This window comes from Actinokineospora baliensis (assembly GCF_016907695.1).
Taxonomy (GTDB): Bacteria; Actinomycetota; Actinomycetes; order Mycobacteriales; family Pseudonocardiaceae; genus Actinokineospora; species Actinokineospora baliensis.
In genome coordinates, this window is record NZ_JAFBCK010000001.1 from 956,692 (window position 1) to 979,183 (window position 22,492).

The following is a 22,492-nucleotide window of genomic DNA, read 5'->3' on the forward strand; positions in this document are numbered from 1 at the left end:
GTCAGTGGGTGTGGTCGATGCCCAGCTCTGCGGCGGCGGCGCTGAGCTTGCGCAGTGCCGAGGAGTAGAGGCGGCGGACGTGTCGGGGGGAGATGCCGAGGTCCGCGGCTGCCTCGGCTTGGGTGCGGACGGGGCCGTCCTCGCCGGTCACGGCCGCGAGGACGTCGCGTTCGGGCCGGGTGAGGTCGGCGGCCCCGCGCAGGCGGGTGACGTCCTCGCGGACGGTCACGCGGGTGAGCGCCTCGGCGGCGGCCCGGTCCTCGGTGACCTCGTGCAAGGACACCTCGCCCGGTTCCTCGGCGTGCCACGGCACCGGGACCGCGAACATCGCCGCATGGATCTCCCAGAAGTAGCGCAGGGACCAACCGAAGCGGTTCTGTGCGTAGGTCACTGCGGCGAGGACGTCGTATTCGCTGTCGCGGTTCAAGGTCGCGGTGAGCGCTTCGCGCATCTGCCGTTTGCGTCGGCCGGGAATGCTGGGTGAACCGACTCGGTGGGTGTCGACCAGGTCGAGCAGAAAGCGCCGCACGTCGCGCCCCAGATAGGGACCCACTTCCCCGCCGAATCGGGCCGAGATCGCGCCGGACCGGGCGTCGGTGAGCAGCTTGACCGCGCCTTCCTGGTGGAGGTCGTCGCGCCCGTAGGCCGAGTCCGCGGGGAGTCGACCGGCGACCCGGTCCAGGTCTGCGGCCACCCGCACGTAGAGGGGTTCCTCGGCGCTGGGGTCGGCAACCTCGACGTCTTCGACCAGTTCCCGCGTGGTGCGCCGGTCGGCGAACGCCAGCGCGGCGGCGGAGCTGCCCGCCAGCCGGGCCAGGTGACCGGGCAGTGAGGTCGAGCGCAGATGAGGCGGACGACCCTCACCCACTCGGCCGCGCAGAACGTCCGCGAATGCTCCCGCGGACAGGTCGACAGACACGTGGAACCCCCAGGTTTCAGGCCGGGACCCCGAGAAGGGGAACCGGTCGGATGGCGACCCTAAGTGATGCTCAAGCTCGTGCAAATGCCGTTCTGCAGAACGGTCGCTGATCATGAAACGGCAGGTCAGAGACGTTCCGTAGCGGCGACGTGATCGGATTTCACGTCTGACCAGCCCGGTTGTTTACCGATCAACGAACGACGGACCGTGATCATCTGTGCGCTCGGTGACCGTTAGGGGGTCGGCGCGGCCGATGTTGTGACCACTCACACCATCGAACACGTGTTCGATCGCGATTGGTCTAGTCCTAGGGCCGGTTCGGGGTGGCGTCGAGGGTGTCGAGCGCGCCGTTGGCGGAGCGGACGGCGGTCTCGGCGTGCAGGGTGGCTTGGATGATCGCGGCCCGGGTGGTGGCGATGCCGGGGGTGACGCCGAGGTCCTCGCGGGCGAGGGCGATGTCCTCCACGGGGCGGCGGACCCCGCCCACGAGGAGGGGCGGGACACGCGTGGGGGTGGTGTCGGCGAGTTCGTCGACCATCGGGGCCAGCGCGGTCAACCGGTCCACGGCGGCGAGCAGCCGTCCCACGTTGTCGGTGCAGGATGCGGTGCGCATACTCATTCCCAGGGGTTCCTTTCGGAATCGGCTAATGCGATCAGCTCGTAAGAGCGCTGTAGGTAGGCAATGGCGGTATGGAACAGGTCGATGGACTCACGGAATTGCCCCAATCCGGAATTGCATTCGTTGCAGAGCAGCCCACGGACGATGTCTGCGGAGTGGCAGTGGTCGACCATCAGGCCGAGGGGGAGCCGGTCCTCGTGGCGGTTGCAGATCGCGCACCGGTAGCGCTGTTCGGCGCGCATCCGGTCGACCTGGTCGGCGGTGATGCCGTACCGGTGCAGGTAGCGGCGGTCCCGGGTGCGGTCGCGGTTGGCGCGGTGGCGGGCGGTGGAGGCCGCTCGGCAGCAGCTGCTGCACGCGGAGCGCCGACCGTCCCGGCTGTCGGGGCGGTGGTAGTACTCGGCGAGGGGCTTCTCCTCGGCGCACCGGGTGCAGGTCTTCACCTCCACGCTGCCCACCGTTCCCGCTGGCCGGTCCGCGTCTCGGTGTCGAGTTGCGCCAGGCGGGCGGGCAGCCAGCCGCCGAGGGTGCGTTTGCCCTTGGTCAGGTTGCACGTGCGGCAGGCCGGGGCGAGGTTCCACGGCGCGTCGTCGCCCCCGGCAGCCAGCGGCCACACGTGGTCGATGTGGTCGGCGCGGGCTCCGCAGTAGGCGCACCGGTCGCGGTAGAGCCTGCGCAGGAACGGCACGTCGTAGGCGAGCATGTACGCCCCGCGCGCGGCGGCCCGCACGGTGTTGCCCCGGCCGCGCTGCCGATCCCGGGCCGAGGGGAACGCCCGGTGCGCCTGGTCGAACTCGGCGAAGTAGCGCCCGGCCTGTCCGGCCAGCGCGGCGAGGCAGGCGAGCACGTCGGCCACGGTGTCGGTGTCGGTCGTCGGCGCGTCCGGGTCGGGTTGTGGTGTGCACCCCAACTCCAGTTCGGTGACCGCGCGCAGGGCGATGTGGTGCGCCTCGGCCCGCTGGGCCACCGGCCCGGTCGCGTCGTACTCGGCGGCCAGGCGGGCGAGTTCGTCGCGGCGGCGGCCCTTGAACGTCTCGGTGGCGTGGCGGCGGCACAGCCACGTCTTGCGTGGCCACGCCAGCAGGTACGGGCGGGCGCCACCCTCGCCACAGCGCACACAGGTTCTAGTCGGCATGGGCGTGCTCCGATTCCGTGAGGAAGGCGGCCACGGCGAGGACGGCGTCCACCCGGTCGCGCAGGGACGGGCCGGACTCGAACGCGCCCCGGCCGGTGCCGGTGGGGGTGGGTGAGAGGCGGGTGACGGTCTCCTCGGCGACCGCCAACGCATCTTGGCGGGTCATTGGGGCTCCACCGACCCGGCCGCGGATTCCGGCACCGGGCGGCGGTCGGCGGGCTCGGCCGGGAAGCGGTCGCGCAGGTGCGCGCACCAGTCGGCGAGGGCGTCCCAGTCGATGCGGGCGCGCGGCGGCGGCCCGGCCGGGACCCGGGAGCCCGGTGGGGTGAAGTGGCGTACGGCCATGGGAGGGCCTCCTCGGTGGGGTCAGGCGGCGCGGACGGCGGTTGAGGCGACGGTGCGGTGTTCGCCGTCGCGGTAGAGCGAGCCCCAGGACCGGCCCCCGAGGGTCAGTTCGGTGGCGAGCGGGACCCCGAAGAAGTCCGGGACGTGCATGGCGCGGGCGATGGCCCGGCCGATCTCCTCGGCGTCGGTCTCGGGCGCGACGAACACCACCTCGTCGTGCACGGGCAACCGGAGCCAGTCGGTGAGCCCGGCCTCGTCCAGCCGGAGCAGCGCCTCGGCGAGCACGTCGCGCGCGGACGACTGGACCACGTAGTTGGTCGCGGCGTAGAGCCTTCGGCGGTCCAGTGGCAGCCGCCGCCCGGCCGGGGTGATGACCTGGGTGGGTCCCCACTCCGCGCGCCGAATCAGTCGGGAGGAGTAGCGGCGAATCCCGGTGTACACGCGGTCGTACTCGCGGATCGCGTGTACCACTTGGGACAGTGGTGCGCCGGTGGTCCTCGACAGCGTGTCCGGTCCTCCTCCGTAGACCTTCCCGAACCCGATTCCCTTGCACACCTTGCGATGCGTCGCGGTGTAGCCGTCCCCGTAGATCAGTCGGGCGGTAAACCCGTGCAGGTCCTCACCCGCGTGGATCGCCTCCACCATCCGGTGGTCCTGGGCCAGTGCGGCCAGTACGCGCAGCTCCACCGCCTGGTAGTCCACGGCTCCGACCACGTGACCGGGTTCGGCGATGAGCGCTTCACGGATGGTCGAGTCCCCGGAGGGAAGCTGTTGCAGGGGCGGGGCGGAGATGGACATGCGCGCGGTGCGGGCCTTCAACGACGCGATGACCGGGTGGATGCGGTCGGTGCCGTCGCGGTGGGCGAGCATGGACTCCGCGTAGGTGGTGAACCACTTCCCGGCCCGTTTCGCTCGCAACACCGCGTCCGCCAACGGGTTCGGCGTGCGCGCGCCGATGCGTTCCCACTCCCTGTCCAAGTCCGCCAACGGTTTCAGGACTTCCTTGTCCACCTTGTAGGCGCCGCTGTCGGTGGTCTCCGTCAGCCGCTCCCCCATGCCCACGAGCGCGTCCGCCACCTGCGCGGTCGAGTTCACCGACCGGACCCCGTAGCGCGCGGCCACCCCGGACCACCGGTGGGCCTCGGTCCCCAACCGGTCGGCGAGGCGCTCGGTGTAGTCGACGTCAAGGAGGAATCCGCGGGCCTGCATTCGCGCGCACACCAGTGCCACCGCGTGCTCGAACTCGACCAACTGTTCCCAGCCGCCCGCCGCCACCGCAGGGGTGAGGACCTCCTCCAGGCGCGCGGTCAGGATCACGTCCATACCGGCGTAGAGCCGGTACTCCTCGTCCCACAGGTCGACCGTGCGGAAGACCTCGGCCTTGGTGACCCCGAGCCGGGCCGCCATCGCGGCCATGGACCCCTTGATCGTCGCGGCCACCTCGACGTCGATGTGCCGGGCGGTCAGCGCCTCCAGGCCGTGGCCGATGCCGCCCGGGTCGTCGGGGCCGCGAGGGTCGACCAGGTGGGCCAGGATTCGGGTGTCGGTCAGCCGTGGCCACAGCCGATCGAGGGCGATCCCGGGGACGTGGGTGGCGGCCACGGTCGCGTCGAACGTGGCCGAGTGCGCCACCAGCCGGGGAAGGTGCGTCAGCGCGCGGGCGCACGCGTCCAACGCCCCGCGGATTCCGCCCTGGGGATCGACCGGCAGCACCCACGCCTGCGAGCGGGTGCCGAACTGTGCCAGTCGCAGACGCGCGGTTGTGGTGTGCACATCAAGACCGGTGGTCTCGGTGTCGAACGCCACCGGCCCGGCCGCGTGGTCGCGACACCACCCGAGGAACTCGCCGATGTCGGCGCCGGTCTCGACGGTACGGATGTGCACGGGCTCCCCCGCGACGGTGTGGCGCTGGTGGCGCATCGCCTGTCCCCCTTCGGTGTTCGAGTACGCGAAAGGGCCGGACCCCGTGGTGGGGTCCGGCCGGTGACGCGGTGGTGGGCTACTCGCCCGGTCGGGCGCGGCGGATACCGAGCAACGTCTTGCCCTGCTTGGTGCGAGTGGCAGCGACGCGGCGGGATTCCAGGTGCCGCAACAAGGTCCGGTTCCCCCACTTGGCGACCTGCTCGACCTGCTCGGCGTCGCGCCAGTCCTCGAACGCGGCGAACGCGTCCTTGAGCAGGATGGACCCGGACGGGTCGGGAACCAGGACACCCGGGAGGTAGCCGTCCAACAGATCCGACTGTTGCCGGTACTCGGCGACCGCGCTCGACACCGTGTCCGGATCGGCCAGGCCCCCCGTGTACCACTCGGTCGCGCCGCGCACCGCCCACGCGGCGATGCCCGTTGCCTCCTCGGCGAGCTTGCGCGAGAGCAGCGGGTCCCGTTCCCCCGGACCGAACGAACGCCGGAACGGGATCAACCGAGTGCGGCGCCAGAACCCGTCATCCTGGCCACGAACGTCGGGCCGGTGGTTGGTGGCCATGAGGATCAACGCGGACGGGGAGAACGTGACGTGTCCTTTGTAGAGTTCCCGGGCGGTCACCGGGTCCCCGGCGGTCAACTGCTTGAGTAACGCCTCGTTGAGCCGCATACCCTCCGGCAGCTCCGAGAGCATCGCCAACCGCAGACCGCGCAGACCGGCGAGAGCGGGGTTCGCCGCGCCCGGGTCGAAACTACGTTGGTAGGCCACGGCCGACTGCGCGATGTGCCCGGTGATGCCCTCGAACACCTCGGCGATGGTGTTGACGAACACGCTCTTTCCGTTGGCGCCGTGGCCATGCAGCAGCCCGAAAGCGTGCTCCGCGGTTTCGCCCGTGATCCCGTAGCCGATCAGGCGCCGCAGGTAGGCGGGCATGTCCGGGTCGTCGGCGAACACCTCACCGAGGAACCGCTCCCAGCGGGGGGCGGGCGCGTCCGGCAGGTAGTCCAGGTCCACCAACTTGGTCAACCTCTGCTCCCGGTCGTGCGGGGTGAGCGCCCCGGTACGCAGGTCCACCGTGCCGTTGCGGAAGGTCAGCAGGTGTCGGTGCCGGTCGAACTCGCCGATCCGGCGGTGGGTGATGGTGCGCAGGTGATCCAGGGCGGCCCGGATGCCGTTGTCCATGTGCATCCGTGTCGCCGTGCGTTTGGCGGTGGTGTACTCCTGCGCCTGCCGTTGTTCGACCCGTGAGCCTTGCTTGTCGCCGCGCGGCATCGCTTCCAGTTCACGTTCCAGGACGATGGCGACCCGGTGCCCGATCGAGTTCTCCAGGGACCTGGGCATGGCCTCCCACACCTTGCCGGTCCAGCACAGAAAGCCGACTCCCTCAACGAAAGCGGTGTCCGCGCCGACGATCAGCAACGCCATCCGCGCGTTCTCCAGGTCGGTTCCCTGCATCGGCTTCACCGGGCCGCGCGCTCGTGGGCCGCTCGTGCCCTCCTCGGGCTCCCGCGGTTTCCACAGCTGCGCGTTGCCGACCGCCTCGTGCAGCGCCTGCGGGAACCCGGCCGGGTCGACACCGCGCCACACGGTCAAGTCCTTGTGCTCGGCCGGGAACCCGAGCACGCGGGGGGCACGACCGAGGGCGACCAGCTCCGCGCCGAGACCGTCGGTGAACTCGACCCCACCTCGGTCGTTGTCACCAGCGAGGATGATCTCCGCCGAATCCCCGGCCGCCTCGGCGATCTCCCGCGCCGTCCGGGCACTGCGCGCCAGCCCGGCGCCCCGCACGAACATCGCGGTGTACCCGGTCGACGCGGCGGACAGACCATCCCCGGGTCCCTCGGTGACGATCACCGTCTCGAAGCTGCTCGACGTGCGCAGCACCCCAACCGTGGCCCAGCGGGCGCCCGGCGGGTTGCCGAGGTTCACCCACCGTGACGGACACCGGTCGGTGACGTCCCGACCCTGCAACCCCCGCGCTACGCCATCCCGACCAAGGAAGGGGACGACCAGACGGGGGAACGACTTGAAGCCATTCGGGCGGAAGTCGCGCGCGGCGAACTCCAGCTGCCCCGCGTCGAACCCCAGGTGCAGGTCCCGCGCGAGGTCCTCGGTGACGCCGAAGCGTCGGTACGCGTAGTCAGCGGCCAGAGAGCCGGGGAAGCGCGCTGCGGCGGCCTCGACGTACACGGTCAGTGCCGCGATGGCGCCGGGGCCGAGGTCGGCGGCCGGGTCGGGGGCGGTCGCGGTGGGGGTGCCGGTGACCCGGTAGAGCTGGGCCTCGGTGAGCCCGGAGGCGGCCAGTACGGCGGCGGTCTTGCACCCGGCGCGGCAGTGCACCAGGGCCATGCCGTCAGCCTTGAGCGACACCAGGAGGGATGGGCGAGAGTCGGTGTGCGCGGGACAGCGCACGAGCGTGCCCCCGGTGGTCGGTTCGGTCGGGCCGCCGTTGCCGAGAGCGGCCAGCAGTGCATCAATGTGCATGACGCTCCCTTGTGGTCTTGTGGTGTGCACGCCAAGTGCGGTCAGGGGAACAAGGCGGTCATCAGTGCGACGAACGCGTGGGTGGCTTGCTGGGGAACAACTCCGTTGCCCAGCAGGGAAACCAGGTCCGGCCGCGAGAACCCGTCGAGGTCGCAGGCGAAGCCAGCGGGAAGGCCCATGAGCCATTCCATGAACGCGGGCGCGAGGACGTTGGTGTTGCGGGGGCCGGGGATCGTCGGCGGCGGAGCGGGGCGACCGGTCAGGTGTTCCCAGTGCCGCACGGCGGGGGTGAACTCGGCCCACTCGTCGTCTGGTGCTCGAACAGGTATCGTGCGGCGGCGGTCAGGCTCTTGCCGCTCTGCCTGCCGTTGCCCCACCGCCCGCCGCGCACGGCGTGCCCATTCGGCGACGTCCCGGTGTCCGGGGTCGGCAGCAAGGATGAAGACCCGTTCGCGTCGGTGGGGAGCGCCAGCGGCGGACGCTCGAACGCTTTCCCATCCGACACGCAGCCGCATCGCGGCCAGGTCCGCGAGAACGGCGCCGAGTCCGCGGGACCGGTGCCCGGAGACGTTCTCCAGGAACACGACTCCGGGTCGAAGTACGCGAACGGCTTGCGCGATGTGGGGCCACAGGTGACGGTCGTCTGACTCCCCTTTCATCAACCCTGCGGTGGAGAACGGTTGGCAGGGATACCCAGCCGTGAGGATCGAGACCGGCTCGACCGTGTCCCACCGCACGGTGCGGATGTCGCCGAGGTTCGGCAGGCCGGGCCAGTGACGGGCGTGCGCGGCGACGGCAGCCGGGGCGATGTCGGCGAACCAGCGCGGTGACAGGTCGAGCACGGCCGCGACACCGAGATCCAGACCGCCGTACCCGGAGCACAACGACCCCGACGCCACCGGGCCGGTCAGGGAGTCGACCACGTGAGACCTCCAGGGGAACGCGAGAACGCCCCCGGGTTCGACGTCCACAAGGGAGCGTCGCCCGGGGGCGTGGGGTGGTCGGCCGCGTCTAGCGGACGGTGATCTTGGGGCGGTGGTAGTCGACGTCCCGACCGCCCTTGGTGGTGTACTGCACGTGCTCCAGTTCGAGCACCGCGCGGAACGGCGGTTCGCCCTGCTCCAGCACGCGTTCGAGGGTCTCCAGGTCGTTGACCAGCGACCAGGAACCGGTCCGCATCAGGAACACGCCGAGGTCGGGAGCGTCCGCGAGTCGGAACCGCAGGGCGATGTCCGGGCTGGGGCCGGTGCGCGCCTTGCTCTTGTCCTTGCGGGACTGGAGATCGCGCGGGCAGCCGCAGGGCTGGCCGATCGCGTTGTCCTCCGGGTGCCCGGTGATGTGGTACGCCCCATCGCAGACGTGGATGGGGCCACCCTGTCCGAACAGCGCCATGCGGGAGCGGAGATCCTCGGCGCGTTCGATGACGATCTCCACCTGCTTGGTGGTGGTGAGGACCTCGAACGAGTCGGCCTTGTCGGTGTCCCAGGTGGACACCTCACCGCCGAACGTGGCGGCGATGCGGTCGGCTACGTCCTCGTCGTCGGTGGTGACGCGCCACTCGGCGAGTGCCTGCGGGCGGCGGCCGACGAGCATCCCGGACCGGAACCGGCCCACGAGATCATCGGCGAAGGTGTTGCGGGGCTTGGGCTTGGCGTCCGGGTCGGTCTCGAAGACGCGTAGCGCCATGGATCTCCTAGGCTCAGAGGAACCCCAAGGGCCGAGAGGCACTCAGGGGGAAGATCCCCGGTTCGAGCGCACGCGCCAGCCGCGCGGCGGCGGCGTTGACACCGGCGCGGGTGAGCTGTCGTTCGCGTTCGGCCCGCTCGGTCTTGGCGTCGTCGGCGGCCTTGACGAGCGCCTCGCCCAGTTCGCGGGCGGCCTTCTCGTCGAGACCGACCGTGCGGACCTCTCCGCGGGACGCCGAGTCGCGTGTCGGGGCGAGGCGCAGCTCCACCAGCGCAGGACGGCCCGCGTAGGAGGTCCGGCGGCGGGCGGTGAGCGTGCTACCGGGGGTGCTGATCTTCACCGGGAAGGCGTCGAGCAGCTCGACCGAAGCGCCTGCGGGCAGGCCCGTCGGGGGTTCGGTGGTGGTGTAGGTGATCTTGTGCGTGGCCATGTGGCCGTCTCCTCTCTCAGGGGGTGGAACTCAGGCCGGGCGGGAGGCGCGACGTTCGGCGCCGGTGGTCTCGCCCGACCGGTAGAGCGGTGCGCCCAGGACGGTCCCGGACACGTCGCGGACCCAGTCGAACACTTGGCGCAGGATCAGGAAGTAGGCGAAGACGTCGTCATCGACGCGCGCGGGGACCAGCTGCCACGCCTCGGGCCGCAGGTGCAGCACCGCGCCCGCGTCCACCGTCGGCAGCTCGGCGTGCGCGCCGTCCTGGGTGACGATGCGGTCCGCGTGGCTGTAGGCGGACAGCTGGAGAGCGACCTCGGGGTGCACGCCGGACCGGGTCGACTTCGCGTCGAGCATGACCGTCTCGCCCTCGATCCGGACGAGCGCGTCGAATGAACCGGCGTACTTGTGCTGGTCGGACCACACCGATTCCTCGATGAACAGGAACTCGGGCTGATACCGATCAAGGAACTCATTGATGTGCCGGACGTACGGCTCCATCTCGGGGTGCTGGCGCCCGACCCGCTGCCCTCGGGCGAGCTTCTCGAATAGGACGTGCACCTCGGTTCCGGTTTCCGCCGCCGCCCCGGTGGTGCGCCGGTGAGCGGCCTTCATCGTGTCCACCGCCGCCTGTCTCTGCCCGTTGAGCAGCAGCGACACCACCGCGCCGAGGTTGTCGGCCGCCCACTCGGCGGTCTCTTTCGCGGCCCAGAAGGTCAGGAAGTTCTTGGGAACCATGTCGATCACGGACGTGACTCCCGGGACCTTCTCCCGCGTTTCCGGGTCGACATAGAAACGGCTCTCACCGCGTTTGATCGTCTTGAGTGCTGCGCCCATGCATCCCCTGTCGCCGTGCTGATTGGCGTCTCGGGGGGATCAGTGGCAAATCGGCACGAATACCGGACACACATCAAACGTGATGCCCGTCACGGCACAGTTCAGGCATGGAAAAGCCCCTCCGGTTCGGTGACGCGGAGGGGCCAGGCGGGTGCGTGGAGTCAGGAGGTGGTGCAGCGTGCGGCGCGGGTGCACACCACAGAGGACAGTCGGTCAGGCGGTGTCGTCGGTGTCCGAAGTGGACTCGCTGGCGTAGTCCCACCGGACGTCGACCGGCCGCAGACCGCGCGCGTCGGTGGGGACGGGGACCACGCGGCGGTGGATCTCGGCGCCGACGATGAGCGACAGCACGGCCGCGAGGACGTCCTCCGCCGCGCCGAGGTCGAGGCCGGGGACCAGGCGCACCACGAGGGTGAGCACGGCGGAGAGCGCGGAGAGGGTCAGGGCCGGGTACCGGCGGATGTGGTCGAGCACGTGAGCTGCTCCTCCGTGAGGGTCTCGACGGCGGCGGACAAGTCCGCAAGGGTGCCGCCGTTGATCAGGTGGTGGTCGGTGGCGATGAGGTCCGATCCGGTCTCGGACACGTGGGTGTCGGTGCTGGGCAGGCCGGGCCTGCTCACCCGGATGAGGACGAACCCGAGGGAGCGCAGGTGTTCTGCCTCGTTGGGGAACCGGACGTCGGGCACCACGAGTGGGCCGGGGACGGTCTCGGCGTGCCGTGCCCACGCGTCGATCCACGCGTGCGGGTCGATCAGGTCCCGCACGCCGGTCCCCAGGGTTTGCAGCAGGTCCCGGGCACGGGGAAGGTCTTCCTTCACCTGGTCCCAGCCGTGGCGGTCGAGCACGGCACGCAGCCGCTCCCCGGGACGGCCGAGGAGATCCGCGGGGCCGACGATGATCGGGTTGACGGCCTCGGCGAGTGCCTTGACCGGGTCCCCGAACGCGACCCGGGTGTACCCGTGCGCGGCGACCAGCTGCGCGGCGACGGTGTCCTTCCCGGAGCGCTTGCGGCCGACGATGCCCACCGGCCGCATCGCGTGTCCCGCCGCCGGTTCTGCGGGGTTGGTGTGCACACCACAAGGGCGGACGTGGTTGTGGTGTGCACACCAGGAGGCGGTCACAGGTGCATCGCTGCCCATGTGCGCGGCCCCACGATGCCGTCGGCGGTCAGCGCGTGGGCCGCCTGGTAGCGGCGGACCTTCGCCTCTGTGGCCGGTCCGAAGACGCCGTCAACCGGCAGACCCAGCCAGCGTTGCAGGACGCGGACGTGGTCGCCGGTGGCTCCGCGTCGCAGGGTCGGACGCGGCGTGACCGGAGCCGGAGCAGTCCCGCCGCCACCAGCAGCGCCACCGCCCACACCAAGCCCGGCGAGGATTCGGCCCCAGGTCCCCGGTCCCACGATCCCGTCGGCCGTGAGGCCCTGGGATCGCTGGTAGGACAACACCTTCGCGCGGGTCGCGGGTCCGAAGACGCCGTCTGCGGGGAGTCCGAGGTAACGCTGTACCAACCGGACGTCCTCGCCGGTCGACCCCTGTCGGAGGGTGGCCCGCCCGCCGGGGTTTGCGGGGACGGGCTGGGGCTGTGGGGCCGGGTTCGTCCCGCCGAGGTTCCACGGGGTCGTGTCGTCGGCGGCCGGGCCTGCGACCACCGACAGGTGCAGGTGGTGGGTGTGGGCGTTAGCGCCGGTGTAGGCGCTCCACCCGCCCTTGGGGTACCAGATGTGGCCCGACCAGATCACGTACTTGATCCGGGGGTCCGCGTGGCCGGTCAGCGCCCCGGCGAGCCACCCGCAGTCCAGGCCCCCGTCCGGGTCGTGGGTGAAGTCGCGGGCGGTGACCACGGGTACGCCATCGAGGATGACCCACGGGTTGTGGTCACTGTCCCTTGTGGAGTGACTGGTGTCGCCGATGGCGCCGTCCGATGCCCGGTTGCGGCGGGGGGCGAGGGAATCGAGCTGGCCGAGGAGCGCGTCCAGGGATCGCGCGACACGCCATGACAAAAGGGCATCTCCTGTTCGAGGGCATGAGGAAGCCCCCGGGGCCGGTGCCGTCCGGGGGCCGTGGTGTTCAGTGGCAGAACGAGGACTTAGCCGCGTAGGGCGGTCCCGTCGCGGCGTTCGCGGGTCTCGGAGCGCAGCGCCCACGCGGGTGCGGGCAGGGTGGCGAGTCGGCCGCGTAGTTCGGCGACGTCCTCGCGGACCCGCACCAGCGCGGTTTCCACGGTGTCGAGGCGGTCGGCGAGGCGTTCGGTGGCGGCGGCGCTGGCGGTCAGCGCCGATTGCGTCGCGGCGCCCGCGTCGGCCACGGCGTCGGCGGCCTTGCGGCGGGAGCGGCGCGCGGTGAGGTAGGCCGGTCCCGCGGACACGATCACCCCGAGCAGAGTCCACATCTCCGGCGGAAGCCTCACCAACCGTCCCCTACCGGTTCGGTGGGGTAGCCGAACTCCCGGGGCGGCAGCGGCCACAAACCGGGCTGTATCTCGATCTCGGGAGGGTGAGGTGCGGACGCAATCTGCGGCCGGTCGGGGGTCGGAGGAGGAGGCACCTTTGGCGGCAGTTCTATAGTGGCAACTCCTAGCGGTCGCAGGAATACGAGTCGAGATGTCCGAAAACCTCTATGTAACAACTCGTGCGAAGTTTCCGATTCCTATAGGACGATTCGACCGAGTCAGGGGAGAGAGCATTGCTTAGCCGGTTGCTCGTTTCGGCATTCCGCGGATTGACATCGGCCTGGAAAGGCCTGCTGTCCCACCCGGTGGGTCAAGGGGTTGTGGCTCACGAAGCAGGACAGCTTCTCGACGCGGGCGTGGCCTATTTCCGTCACACCGACGAAGCGAAGCGACAGGGGACTCTCCTGCCAGCAGGGCGGGATGGTCACGCCCACATGCAGTCAGCGCTTCTGACCCCCCACCGCGAACATGTCGGAGCCCATCTCAACAATGCGTACACCGCTTACTCGGCACATGCGACGACGGCGGGTACGCTGAATTCATTCTACGCGCACAAATGGTGCGCATTCGTCATGGTTCACGACGGCCAATATGATCGCGCGCTCGACCACTTGCGTTCGGCATATGAGTGTGGCGCGCAATACCTCACCAATAGCCCTCAGTATCAGGAAGGTTCGCTGGAGCATCTTGTCAAGTACGAGGTTGCGGTCTTCCTCGACACTGTCCGTCCGTTTGTCGGCTACTAGAGGTCACACGTCGATACGCGAACCCGCCATGAGGGTGCCCTCGGTGGTCGCGGTGGGGAACACGTTCTGCGGGGCGAGGAACGCGTACTCCGGTTCGCGGATATAGGACTCGTAGACGTTGCGGGACTTGACGGTCCACGCGTCGAGGACGGCGGCCTGGTCCCCGCTGAACCCGTGCGCGGTGAGGTCGTCGCGGAAGGACGCGGCGCGGGTGTACCAGGGGTGGGAGTTGGTGACTTCCCAGCGGAGTTGGATGTTGCCGCGTCGGGTGGTCGAGAGGGTCTCGGTGTCGGCCCACTCGTCCACCGGCATCCCGTGCAACCACGCGATTTCGAGGGTGTGGAAGGTCCACGCGGGGCCGGGTTTGCCGGTGAGGGACCAGGTTTGGGAGGTGCGGACGGTGCCGTTCATGTCCGCGCGCAGCAGCACCCGCGCGGCCGAGTCGCCGAACAGTTGCACGTGGGTCCGCATGACCAGCACGGGATAGCGGGGGTTGACCAGGGCGGCGGAGTAGACATCGCGTTCGCCGTCCCCGGCGTACCCGCCCCGGCCCACTCCCGCGTCGTTGGTCGGGAGCCGGTCTCGGTAGGTCACCGACCGTTCGCCGCGTTCCAGGATGGCGAGCCGGTCGCGGATCTCCCGGAACTCGGCTGCCAGTGACGGGGGCAGGGTGGGGTCACTCATCGGTACCGAAGACCTCTCGTGGCGCGGCGGTCAGGGAAATGGACTCGGCGGAGTTCTCGTCCACCGACACGGCCACGTCGGTGATGCGGAACCGCCCGTCGATGGGCACCAGGCCGTAGCCGCCGATCACGGTGAGCGCGTCGCCGAGGTCGAACTCATCCAGGCCCACGCCACCGGGGTGCAGGTCGATCGTCGGCAGCAGGATCGGGGCACGGCCGAGTCGTACCCGCTGCTCGGCTTTCGCCAGCAGGGTCGGGAACTCCTTGACGTCGCCGTAGGTGTCCACGGCCTCCAGGCGCGGGAAGATCGGCGAGGGCGTCCCCGCGGACGCGGCCACTTGGTCCGCGCCGTCACCCGACCCGATGGCGTAGGCGTGGGTCACCACCGAGGTGCCCCCGACGGTGGCGGTGGGGATGTCGCAGCTGCGGCCCTGCTCCAGGGTGATGTCCCGTTCGCGGCCGGTGGCGGGGTAGTGGGTGCGAAACCACGTCCACAGCTCGCGACCGTCCCATTCGGACGTGAACGAGAAGTCGAAACCGTTGCTGACGGCCGCTAGTTGCTCGACCGCTTCCCCGATCGGCTTGCGCTCGGACTGCTTGTAGGTCCGATCCCTCGGGACGTCGTGGGTCTCGTCGCCGAACCGGATCATGCCCAGGTTCGACCCGGTGCCGTAGTTCGCGGCGTGGCGCAGCAACGACCGGGCGATCTCGGCCTGATCAACCCCGGAGAACCTTGTGGTGGCGTGGTAGTGGCGGCTGCGGTAGTAGGAAAGCCAGCCCTCGCAAGCGAGTTCGAGCGTTCCGGCCGCGTAGTCGGGCCGGGTGTTCCACAGCAGGCCCGACCACACCACCCGGTCGTCACGCTCGACGTAGAGCGCGGTGGCGCCCCCGGCGACCACGGTGTACGGGGTGACGTGGCGCAGGGTGGGCGACAGGTCGATGGTGAACGAGGCGGAGCCGGGGGCGTTCAAGGTGGTGGTGTAGGAGAACTTCTCAGCAGGCAGCTCACCGTGGATGACCCCGGAGAGCACGTCCCGGAAAAGCACGCGATACGTTGCTATTGCGGCCTTCTCGTGTCGTCAGAGCGGGGTCACGCCGGAGGGGAGCGACCGGACGAACTCCACGAGGAACCGGCAGCCGGCGAACTCCGTGATGCCCCACGCGCACGTCGACGCTGTCGTGGGGATCGCGCTCCCGTGCATCCGGACCTCGTCACCGCCCTTGAGCGGGACCTCGTCACTGGCGGTGGTGGTGTAGTCGTTGGAACCGCTCTTGTAGGTGGAGGTCCACAGCAGCTCCACATCGGCCACCCCGGCGCGGATGCGGTTGAGCCCGAACGCGGCACGCCAGCCCAGTTCGCCGGTCGCGTACCCGTGCACTGTGACCTTGTAGAGCCCGTCTCGCGGGAGCACGAGCCCGTTCGCGGTGGTCGTCATGCCGCCCTGTACGCGGGCGCCGGTGGTGCCGATGACCGTCGAGTTGTTGCCCAGGGTCTGAAACGCCCCCGTCCTCCACCGCTTGCCCTTGGGGACGGTGGCGGACAGTTCCTCCCACCCGGAGGAAGCTCCGGCGTAGCGCTTGAGCATCCCGGCGGAGCGGTCGTAGACGACCTGGTCTGTGTAGGGGGCGATGACCTCGCTTGTGGTGCTCACCACGGGAGTGCCGGTGAGCCGGACCCATCCGGCTCCGTTGTAGACCCAGCTTTCGCGGGTGGCGCGGTTGGTCCACACCTGTCCCGGCCGGTTGAACGCCGGTAGCTCGTTGCCGTACAGCGCCGGGCCGGAGATGTACTGCTGCCCTTGGGCGTAGCGGCGGTCCTCGCCGGTCGGGAGGGTTCCCGCGGACGCGGCCGGGATCAGGAACTCACGCAGCAGCAACGCGTTCGCCACGGCCGGGGCCGTGGGTGTTGCGGCGGGGTCGCCCTTGCGGATCTCCAGGAACCACCGGCCGGTGTCGGTCTCGGTGGCCGGGGGCGCCACGTAGGCCACGAGCACGTCGCGGCGCGCGCGGGTGGCGTCGGCCGGGTCGAGGGTCAGCGTGACGGCGGCGACGGACTCCACCAGGTACGTACCGGACTCGGTGGCCGGGGCCGGGACCGACGCGCGGCCGGGGGCGACGGTGACGGTGGAGCCGGACACGGTGACGTCGAAGTCGCCCGTGCCGAAGATGCCGTACGCGCCACCCGCGAGGCGTCCGAGCATCCGGCGCAGGAGCCCGGCCGGGTACTCGGTGTTGTCACAGAAGATCGGCGGACTGTCCATCTGCTGAACCAGCGCCAAGGGGAAACGTCCTCCAGTCGGGAGTCACACCCACGCGGAACGCCATTCGCATGTCAGCTCCGATCCGTCCCCGGCCGCGCCGGGATCGAGCCGGTAACCGGCGAACGCCAACCGGGTCAGACCCGGACCGCATTCCGGCCACGCGTTGTCGCGGCCGTGGACCACAAACCGCGGGGCAACGGAGTTGAGCAGGACCTCGTGGGTGTCGGTGTCGATGTCGAGCCACTCGCCCAGCAGGAGCGTGGTGGCGAAGGTGATCCGCTGCCCGGTGTCGAGGTTGGTCACCTGCGGGTCGGCGACCGGGCCGCGCACGCGCAGCAGGGGCCGCACGGGAAAGGTGCCCCCGTTGGCGACGGTGAACGTCCCGCGCGGCCCGGGGCGGCCGAACAGCAGCGGTGGGCGCAGCGGCGTGTGGATGCCGCCCCCGGGGGCGTCGGGGTCGGGGAGGGGCACCGACAACCGCGACACCGTGGTGTCGGTGATCCGGGGGTCGGCGGCGTAGAGCTGGACCGTCACCCGCGCCAGGTACCGGGAGAACGGCACGTCGACCGGCGCGGCCAGCCCGCGCACCCGGGCGGTGAGCATCCGGGTGCCGCCCCCGGCGACCCCGGGGAACCGGAAGGTCATCGGAGCGTCGGGGGCGGTGAGAGCGAACGCTCGGGTCAGGTCGTCGAGGGCGGCGGAGAACTCCGTGCCCGTCTCGCCGAGGACCTCCACGGTCAGCGTGACCACCCGGGCGGTGAGGGTGTCGGTGCCGGGGGTCTCGCCGTGCCGGGCGCGGGTGGCGCGGTCGGCGGTACGCACCCCCACGCCCCCGATGAGCCCGTCAACGGCGGCCAGGGAGTACGGGGACCCGGGGCCGCCGATGAGCAGGCCCCGGTACTGCATGGTCCAGTCGTCCAGGGGGACGGGTGTGGACACGGTGGCTACCTCCCGCCGGTGCGCAGGGACCAGGCGACGGCCGCGCCGATGGCGTGCGGGTCGGCGTCGGTCGAGACGTTGACAGTGACCGTCGGGGCCGCTCCCGGCGCTCCGTCACCTGGTGGTCCGGGTGGCCGCGTACCGCTGCCCCATCCGGCGGGGTCGGTGGGTGCGCGGTGCGGCAGCTGCTGGTGCGCGTCGGTCTGGTCTGTGGCCAGCGACAGCGACACGTCGGGCACGGCGTAGGCGGCCGACTCGGCGAGCGCGTCGGCGGCGCCCGCGACGGTGCCGGTCATGGCGAGGATGCCGCGCGCGAGGCCGAGACCGATCATGCGACCGGCCCAGATTCCTTGCTTCGCGGGACTTGCGATACCGAAGAAATCGAGCACCGCGTTCCACGCGTTGCGCGCCAGCTCCAACAGTTTGTCCTTGATCCACGATGCGGCGTTACCGAGTCCGCGCACGATCCCGCGCACGATGTCCATACCGACCGAGACCAGGTTCGAGCCGATATCGCCGATCGCCGATACCACGCGACCCGGCAACCCTTTCGCCCAGTCGATCAGTTCGACCAGCTTGCCCACCGCCGCGTCCTTCGCGTTCCGGAAGAACGCCCCGATTTTGCCCGGGAGTTCTCCGAGCCAATCGAACACGGCGATCACCTTGTGCAGGGCGGCCTGAAAGACGGCGACGATCGTGTCCCAATGTTTAATGATCAGACCGGGGAGGGTCCAGTTTAGGAACAGGTTCCAAATGAACTCGGCCGCGTTTTTGACGAACCCCCAGACCGCGTTCCAGGCATCGGCCGTCCACTGTTTCACCGTCTCCCAGTTGGCGACGATGAGCGCGACCAATCCGACAACGGCGGTGATGATCCACCCCACCGGGCCCATCGCGAGAACCCAGGCGGCGGCGACCTTCGCGGCCTGAATCAGCGACTGCGCGCCCATCCAAGTCATCTTGGCCACGAAAAGAACGATCTGCGCCGACTGCGCCAAGAGTGAACCAAGCGCGCTGGCCTTGGTGGTGGTCCAGAGGATGAGCGACTTCACGGCCGTGACCGTGGACTGAACACCCATGCTGACCAGGGCCGGGAGCAACATTGCGACGATGGCGCCCGCGACAAACTCGATCGGCCCGCGATTCGCCGAGATCCATTGCGCGGCCTTCTGAAACGCGGGGATGATCGCGGAGTTCAGCACGTTCCCCACGGCCGTGCACGCTGGTCCGAGAACGGTCGCGGCAACCGATGCCACGCGTTCGACAATGGGGATGACCTTGCCGCCGATAACGTTGATCGCACCGTCCTGCAGCGACCTCCAAAACGAGTCCAGACGCGTTTGCGCGTTGTCCCGGAACGTGGTCGCGGCTTCGTCTGCGGCTCCGGCGACAGTGCCTAGCGCGGACGCGGCGGTGGAGGGATCGAGCGCGTACAGGGCCTGTTGTAGGTCCTCGGCCTGCGTGCCGAACAATGCCACCGCGGTTTGGGACCGCCGAACCGGGTCGGGCATTGCCCGGAGGCGGTCCAGGGTGAGGTCCAGTGCGGCGGCGGCTTCCGGTCCGCCCTTGGCGAACTTCGCGGCCATGTCTGCTGCGGACAGTCCGATCGCGCGGAATCCGTCTGCGGTGACGGCCGATCCGTCTTTCGCGCGGATCGCGAACTCTTTGAGCGCGTCGGCGACCTTGTCCGCGTCGCGCGCACCGGCGGTGAGCCCTTGGGAAAGGAGACCGGTTGCGGTGGTCGCGTCCAATCCGAGGTCCCGGAACTGCGTTCCGTACTCATTCAGGGTGTCGAGGAAATCGCCGGACTTGTCCGCTCCGCGTTGGAATCCTCGGGTGATGACGTCGAACGCCTCGTCAGCGCTGGACACGAGTCCGACGCGCAGCAGCTGCCCCACGGCGCGGGTGACCCCGCCGAGGTCCTGATCCCAAATCTGGGCGGTGGTGGTGGCCTTGGCTGCGATCCGGTCGAGGTCCGCGGGAGCGGCAGAAGCGAGTCCGTCGATGTTCTGGACCACCGCGCGTACGGCCTCAGTGACCTGGTCCAGGCCGGTGCCGTAGCCCTTGGCGTAGAGGCGTCCGGCGGTGTCGCCGAGACGTTCGGCGTCGGGGCCGACGGCGCCGAGCTGGGCGGCGAGCTTGTCGCCGAGTGCCTCACTGTCGAGTGCGGCGGTGACCTGGTCGGCCACGCCCCCGGCGGCGGCACCGAGCGCGGCGAGCTTGCCGACCGCACCGGCCACGTTGGTGCCGATGCCGCCGAGTTCGACCCCGAAGCTCGCTATGCCCTTCTCGCCCTTGGCGAGTTGGTCGGTCAGGCCGGTGACGTCACCGAGGACGGTGACCTTGATGGGCTGGGCTATCGGGGGTCTCTCCTCACGTCATGACCGGAACCCGTTGTGTCCCAAGGGATGTGCCGCGCCGGTGCGCCCGGTTGCGGTCCTTGTGGTCGGCGTTCATCCGCTCGACCAGGGCGTTGAAGTCGCGCAGCTGTAGGGCGGCGGTGTCGGCCCAGGTCAGGCCGGGGAAGTGGCCGCAGAGTCGGGCGCGGGTGACGACGCGGCGGGCACGAAAGGGTCCGGTGCCCCCTGGCCGATCGCGGAGATCCGGACGTGGCCCGCGTCCTCGATCGTGAACCCGGGGTCGTTGCGGCGACCGGCTACGAAAGCGATGGCGCGCAACAGCTTTCCCTTGAGGGCGCCGGGCTTGCCGAGGGTGTCGATCGGGCCGCCGATGATCTCCTCCACCGCCTCGACCTCGGCGATGGTCAGGGAGTTGACGTCGATGGTCAACGCGTCCACAGGGCTCTCCTAGCGGGAATCGAGGTGGCGGCGGATCAGCGCGGTGATGCGCTCGCGGAACACGGCCGCGTAGCGGGGGTGTTCGCGTCCGGCCGCGCGGAAGAGGAAGGGGTTGGGTGGGATGCGTCGGCGGCGCCACCCGAAGTGGATGGCTCCGGCGTAGGGCACCGATCCCCGGCGCCCGGCCCGCACCACGGCGGCCGTGGTCGAGGGGGCCGGGGTCACCGAGCGGGCCAGGCGGCCGGAGCGGCGGGGGGCGTCGGCCTGTGCGGGGGTGGCGACGATGGCGGCGGTGTCGCGGTACACGCCCTTGAGCTCACGGGTCAGTTCCTTGTCGCGCACGGCCCTGATCTCGCGGCGCAGCTCCCGCAGGCCGGTGACCTCGACCCGGACGTGGTCGCCCACCTAGGCGGGCTCGGTGATGGTGACGGTGATCGCGTCGGCGCTACCGGGGTCGAGGACCTTGAACGGCAGCGCAATCGTGGTCACCTCGTCCACAGAGGACTCCGGGGACTCGCCGGTGAACTGGATCGCGGGCGCCGTGATCGTCAGGGCGGAGCGGGTGCCGTCGGTGTCGGCGGTGCGGCCGGTGTAGGTGATGCGCAACGACAGCAGGTTCCCGGCCGTGAACGCCTCGTACAGGGCCAGGGTGGCGCCGGTGAACTCGGCCTCGAACCCGCCCTCGTAGGTGGGGACCTCGGCGCGGACAGGCTTGTCCTTGAGCTGGTTGGCGCGGACGAACCGGCGGTCTGTCTTGAGGCCGAGTTCGGCGGACAGCTCCCACTTGGTGACCGGAAGCGTGGTCCAAGGACCGGCCGCGGATTTGACCTCGACCATGCCCACGGTCCAGTCGTAGGGGAACGACTCCTTCGGGTACTCGGCGACCGCAGGGGTGCCGCCGTGCTCGACGGTGCGGAAGTCGAACGACACCGTTAGGGCGAGCGGGGAGTCCACTTCCTGTGTCAGCTCGAACCCGGTCGCCACGCATCCCTTGTGCCGGAACGCGACCACGCCCCCGTCGGTCTTGGGGCGAACCATCTCGGCGGTGAAGCTGCGGCCGTTGGCGACGCTGGCGGTGTGGAAGTTGTGGACGGTCGACCCGGCATCGGTGCTTGTGGTGTGCACGTCAAACGCAGCGGCGAACAGCTCGCCCATGCCCGCGTCGAGCACGTCGCATTCGAGTTCGCCCTCACCGCCCATGTCCACGATGCGGCGCCGGTCCGCGCGGGCGGTCTGGAGACCGGCCCGGAATCCCACGGATTCGAGGAACTCCCGGGAGGTCTTCCAGGAGTCCGCTTTGCCCTCATAGCCGCGATACTCGGTGGCCGGTGTGCCGTAAGCGGATTCGGCGCCAAGTGCGATGGTGGCGTCAAGCGCCAAGCTGGTGTCTCCCTAGATGAGGGCGTGCGCACGCACGCGCAAGACGAGATCGGCGAGGGCGGCGGTGGCCCCGTCACCGGTTTCGCCGTGGGCAACGGAACTGCGGATCGGCCGCACGTCGATCAGGCCGGGGACGGTGCGCGGGTCGAACTCGGCCACGGCATCGGCTGCGGTGCCCATGAGTGCGTAGACGGCCGCCTCGGCGCGTTGCGGGTCGCCGCTGACGGTGGTAGCGACCAGGCGGAGCGTGACCTCGGCGGTGACCCGGGACGGCTTGCGTCGGCCGGGCGCCAGGGCCACCGGCTCGATATCCGGTTCGACCGTGTCCCCGAACCACACCGCCTGAGCGCGGGCGAGCTTGCCGGGATCGGCGTACGCGACTTGGGTCCCGGTGGTGTCGAACGCGGCCTTGAGGACGTCGAACAGAGCGGTTTTCGTGGTGTGCACGACAAGCACGGCGGGATCTCTCAGCCGAAGGGGGCGCGGGAGCGCCAGCGGTTGAGTACGGCGTTGACCTCGGGCAGGCTCGTCGGCCGCCAGGGGCCGCCCGCCTGCGCCAAGGTGGTCTGTCCGAACTCGGTGGTGACGGCGGTGGCGCGGTCAGGGATGCGGGAGTGCAGGTCCACGCACCACTGCCGGGCGATAGTCCTTACCGCCCAACGGATCGCTACCGGCGGCGGGGCCTGCGTGGTCCACGCGCCACCGGTGTAGTCCTCGACCGCCTCGACCGCGAACGCGCGCGCCTCGGCGAGGGTCTCGTCCGGGAAGAGATCCAGCTCGCCGAGTCCGTCCAGCCTGCGCAGCTCCGCCACGGTGGCGTACTGCTCCACTGTGGAGTCTCCTGTCTCAGGGCATGGCGAA

The 22,492-nt window shown here is 70.2% G+C and carries 27 protein-coding genes; 1 reads left to right on the plus strand and 26 read right to left on the minus strand.

The genetic code is table 11. The features are described from left to right. Position 1 precedes the first annotated feature (1 nt). The 16 genes from JOD54_RS35445 to JOD54_RS04335 form a co-directional block, all read right to left on the minus strand. The gene (locus tag JOD54_RS35445) at positions 2-919 is read right to left on the minus strand and encodes a sigma factor-like helix-turn-helix DNA-binding protein (protein ID WP_204449267.1); all 918 of its coding nucleotides are present in this window, start codon (positions 917-919) and stop codon (positions 2-4) included. A 307-nt stretch (positions 920-1,226) separates the two neighbouring features. Further along, positions 1,227-1,532 (minus strand): hypothetical protein, encoded by a 306-nt coding sequence (locus JOD54_RS04265; RefSeq protein ID WP_204449268.1) that lies wholly within the window; start codon positions 1,530-1,532, stop codon positions 1,227-1,229. A gap of 2 nt (positions 1,533-1,534) precedes the next feature. Then, positions 1,535-1,987, minus strand: a complete 453-nt coding sequence (locus JOD54_RS35450) for an endonuclease VII domain-containing protein (RefSeq protein WP_204449269.1) — start codon at positions 1,985-1,987, stop codon at positions 1,535-1,537. Further along, a complete protein-coding gene (locus JOD54_RS33930) occupies positions 1,978-2,673 on the minus strand; it encodes an HNH endonuclease (protein ID WP_239573279.1) in 696 nt (231 codons plus the stop codon). The genes JOD54_RS35450 and JOD54_RS33930 overlap by 10 nt, the downstream gene beginning before the upstream one ends. After that, the gene (locus JOD54_RS04280) at positions 2,663-2,839 is read right to left on the minus strand and encodes a hypothetical protein (protein WP_204449270.1); all 177 of its coding nucleotides are present in this window, start codon (positions 2,837-2,839) and stop codon (positions 2,663-2,665) included. The genes JOD54_RS33930 and JOD54_RS04280 overlap by 11 nt, the downstream gene beginning before the upstream one ends. Continuing rightward, positions 2,836-3,018: a hypothetical protein gene (locus JOD54_RS04285; RefSeq protein WP_204449271.1), complete on the minus strand. Its 183-nt coding sequence runs from the start codon at positions 3,016-3,018 to the stop codon at positions 2,836-2,838. Before JOD54_RS04285 ends, JOD54_RS04280 begins: the two co-directional genes overlap by 4 nt. Before the next feature lie 21 nt (positions 3,019-3,039). Beyond that, complete coding sequence (locus JOD54_RS04290) at positions 3,040-4,938, minus strand: DNA polymerase (RefSeq protein WP_204449272.1); 1,899 nt, start codon at positions 4,936-4,938, stop codon at positions 3,040-3,042. A gap of 79 nt (positions 4,939-5,017) precedes the next feature. Continuing rightward, a complete protein-coding gene (locus JOD54_RS04295) occupies positions 5,018-7,423 on the minus strand; it encodes a phage/plasmid primase, P4 family (protein WP_204449273.1) in 2,406 nt (801 codons plus the stop codon). A gap of 41 nt (positions 7,424-7,464) precedes the next feature. Continuing rightward, positions 7,465-8,346, minus strand: a complete 882-nt coding sequence (locus tag JOD54_RS04300; RefSeq protein ID WP_204449274.1) for a DNA cytosine methyltransferase — start codon at positions 8,344-8,346, stop codon at positions 7,465-7,467. Positions 8,347-8,434: 88 nt separating this feature from the next. Then, the gene (locus JOD54_RS04305; RefSeq protein WP_204449275.1) at positions 8,435-9,109 is read right to left on the minus strand and encodes a recombination directionality factor; all 675 of its coding nucleotides are present in this window, start codon (positions 9,107-9,109) and stop codon (positions 8,435-8,437) included. A 13-nt stretch (positions 9,110-9,122) separates the two neighbouring features. Then, entirely contained in the window at positions 9,123-9,539 is a 417-nt protein-coding gene (locus JOD54_RS04310; RefSeq protein WP_204449276.1) for a hypothetical protein, read from the minus strand. 30 nt (positions 9,540-9,569) lie between these two features. Continuing rightward, positions 9,570-10,376 carry a PD-(D/E)XK nuclease family protein gene (locus JOD54_RS04315; RefSeq protein WP_204449277.1) on the minus strand — a complete coding sequence of 269 codons (807 nt, stop codon included), beginning with the start codon at positions 10,374-10,376 and terminating at the stop codon, positions 9,570-9,572. Positions 10,377-10,589: 213 nt separating this feature from the next. Further along, positions 10,590-10,850 carry a hypothetical protein gene (locus tag JOD54_RS04320; RefSeq protein WP_204449278.1) on the minus strand — a complete coding sequence of 87 codons (261 nt, stop codon included), beginning with the start codon at positions 10,848-10,850 and terminating at the stop codon, positions 10,590-10,592. Beyond that, positions 10,817-11,449: a deoxynucleotide monophosphate kinase family protein gene (locus tag JOD54_RS04325; RefSeq protein WP_204449279.1), complete on the minus strand. Its 633-nt coding sequence runs from the start codon at positions 11,447-11,449 to the stop codon at positions 10,817-10,819. The genes JOD54_RS04320 and JOD54_RS04325 overlap by 34 nt, the downstream gene beginning before the upstream one ends. Positions 11,450-11,493: 44 nt before the next feature. Next, positions 11,494-12,375, minus strand: coding sequence for a peptidoglycan-binding domain-containing protein (locus JOD54_RS04330; RefSeq protein WP_204449280.1), 882 nt, complete (start codon positions 12,373-12,375; stop codon positions 11,494-11,496). Between the two features lie 86 nt (positions 12,376-12,461). Next, the gene (locus JOD54_RS04335; RefSeq protein ID WP_204449281.1) at positions 12,462-12,782 is read right to left on the minus strand and encodes a hypothetical protein; all 321 of its coding nucleotides are present in this window, start codon (positions 12,780-12,782) and stop codon (positions 12,462-12,464) included. Positions 12,783-13,144: 362 nt separating this feature from the next. Here JOD54_RS04335 and JOD54_RS04340 point away from each other — a divergent pair, with 362 nt between their 5' ends. Next, positions 13,145-13,570, plus strand: a complete 426-nt coding sequence (locus tag JOD54_RS04340) for a hypothetical protein (RefSeq protein WP_204449282.1) — start codon at positions 13,145-13,147, stop codon at positions 13,568-13,570. A gap of 3 nt (positions 13,571-13,573) precedes the next feature. Here JOD54_RS04340 and JOD54_RS04345 read toward each other — a convergent pair whose 3' ends face one another. The 10 genes from JOD54_RS04345 to JOD54_RS04390 form a co-directional block, all read right to left on the minus strand. Next, complete coding sequence (locus tag JOD54_RS04345; protein ID WP_204449283.1) at positions 13,574-14,254, minus strand: hypothetical protein; 681 nt, start codon at positions 14,252-14,254, stop codon at positions 13,574-13,576. Next, positions 14,247-15,299: a hypothetical protein gene (locus JOD54_RS04350; protein ID WP_204449284.1), complete on the minus strand. Its 1,053-nt coding sequence runs from the start codon at positions 15,297-15,299 to the stop codon at positions 14,247-14,249. Before JOD54_RS04350 ends, JOD54_RS04345 begins: the two co-directional genes overlap by 8 nt. A 33-nt stretch (positions 15,300-15,332) precedes the next feature. Beyond that, positions 15,333-16,514 (minus strand): hypothetical protein, encoded by a 1,182-nt coding sequence (locus JOD54_RS04355; protein ID WP_204449285.1) that lies wholly within the window; start codon positions 16,512-16,514, stop codon positions 15,333-15,335. 42 nt (positions 16,515-16,556) lie between these two features. Then, positions 16,557-17,453 carry a phage tail family protein gene (locus JOD54_RS04360; protein WP_204449286.1) on the minus strand — a complete coding sequence of 299 codons (897 nt, stop codon included), beginning with the start codon at positions 17,451-17,453 and terminating at the stop codon, positions 16,557-16,559. Between the two features lie 5 nt (positions 17,454-17,458). After that, the gene (locus JOD54_RS04365) at positions 17,459-19,693 is read right to left on the minus strand and encodes a phage tail tape measure protein (RefSeq protein WP_204449287.1); all 2,235 of its coding nucleotides are present in this window, start codon (positions 19,691-19,693) and stop codon (positions 17,459-17,461) included. Positions 19,694-19,966: 273 nt separating this feature from the next. Then, positions 19,967-20,251: a hypothetical protein gene (locus JOD54_RS04370; protein WP_204449288.1), complete on the minus strand. Its 285-nt coding sequence runs from the start codon at positions 20,249-20,251 to the stop codon at positions 19,967-19,969. A gap of 9 nt (positions 20,252-20,260) precedes the next feature. Beyond that, entirely contained in the window at positions 20,261-20,656 is a 396-nt protein-coding gene (locus tag JOD54_RS04375; RefSeq protein ID WP_204449289.1) for a hypothetical protein, read from the minus strand. After that, positions 20,657-21,631: a phage tail tube protein gene (locus JOD54_RS04380; RefSeq protein ID WP_204449290.1), complete on the minus strand. Its 975-nt coding sequence runs from the start codon at positions 21,629-21,631 to the stop codon at positions 20,657-20,659. Positions 21,632-21,643: 12 nt separating this feature from the next. Continuing rightward, a complete protein-coding gene (locus JOD54_RS04385) occupies positions 21,644-22,078 on the minus strand; it encodes a hypothetical protein (RefSeq protein WP_204449291.1) in 435 nt (144 codons plus the stop codon). A 20-nt stretch (positions 22,079-22,098) separates the two neighbouring features. Continuing rightward, positions 22,099-22,461, minus strand: coding sequence for a hypothetical protein (locus JOD54_RS04390; protein ID WP_204449292.1), 363 nt, complete (start codon positions 22,459-22,461; stop codon positions 22,099-22,101). Positions 22,462-22,492: the final 31 nt, after the last annotated feature.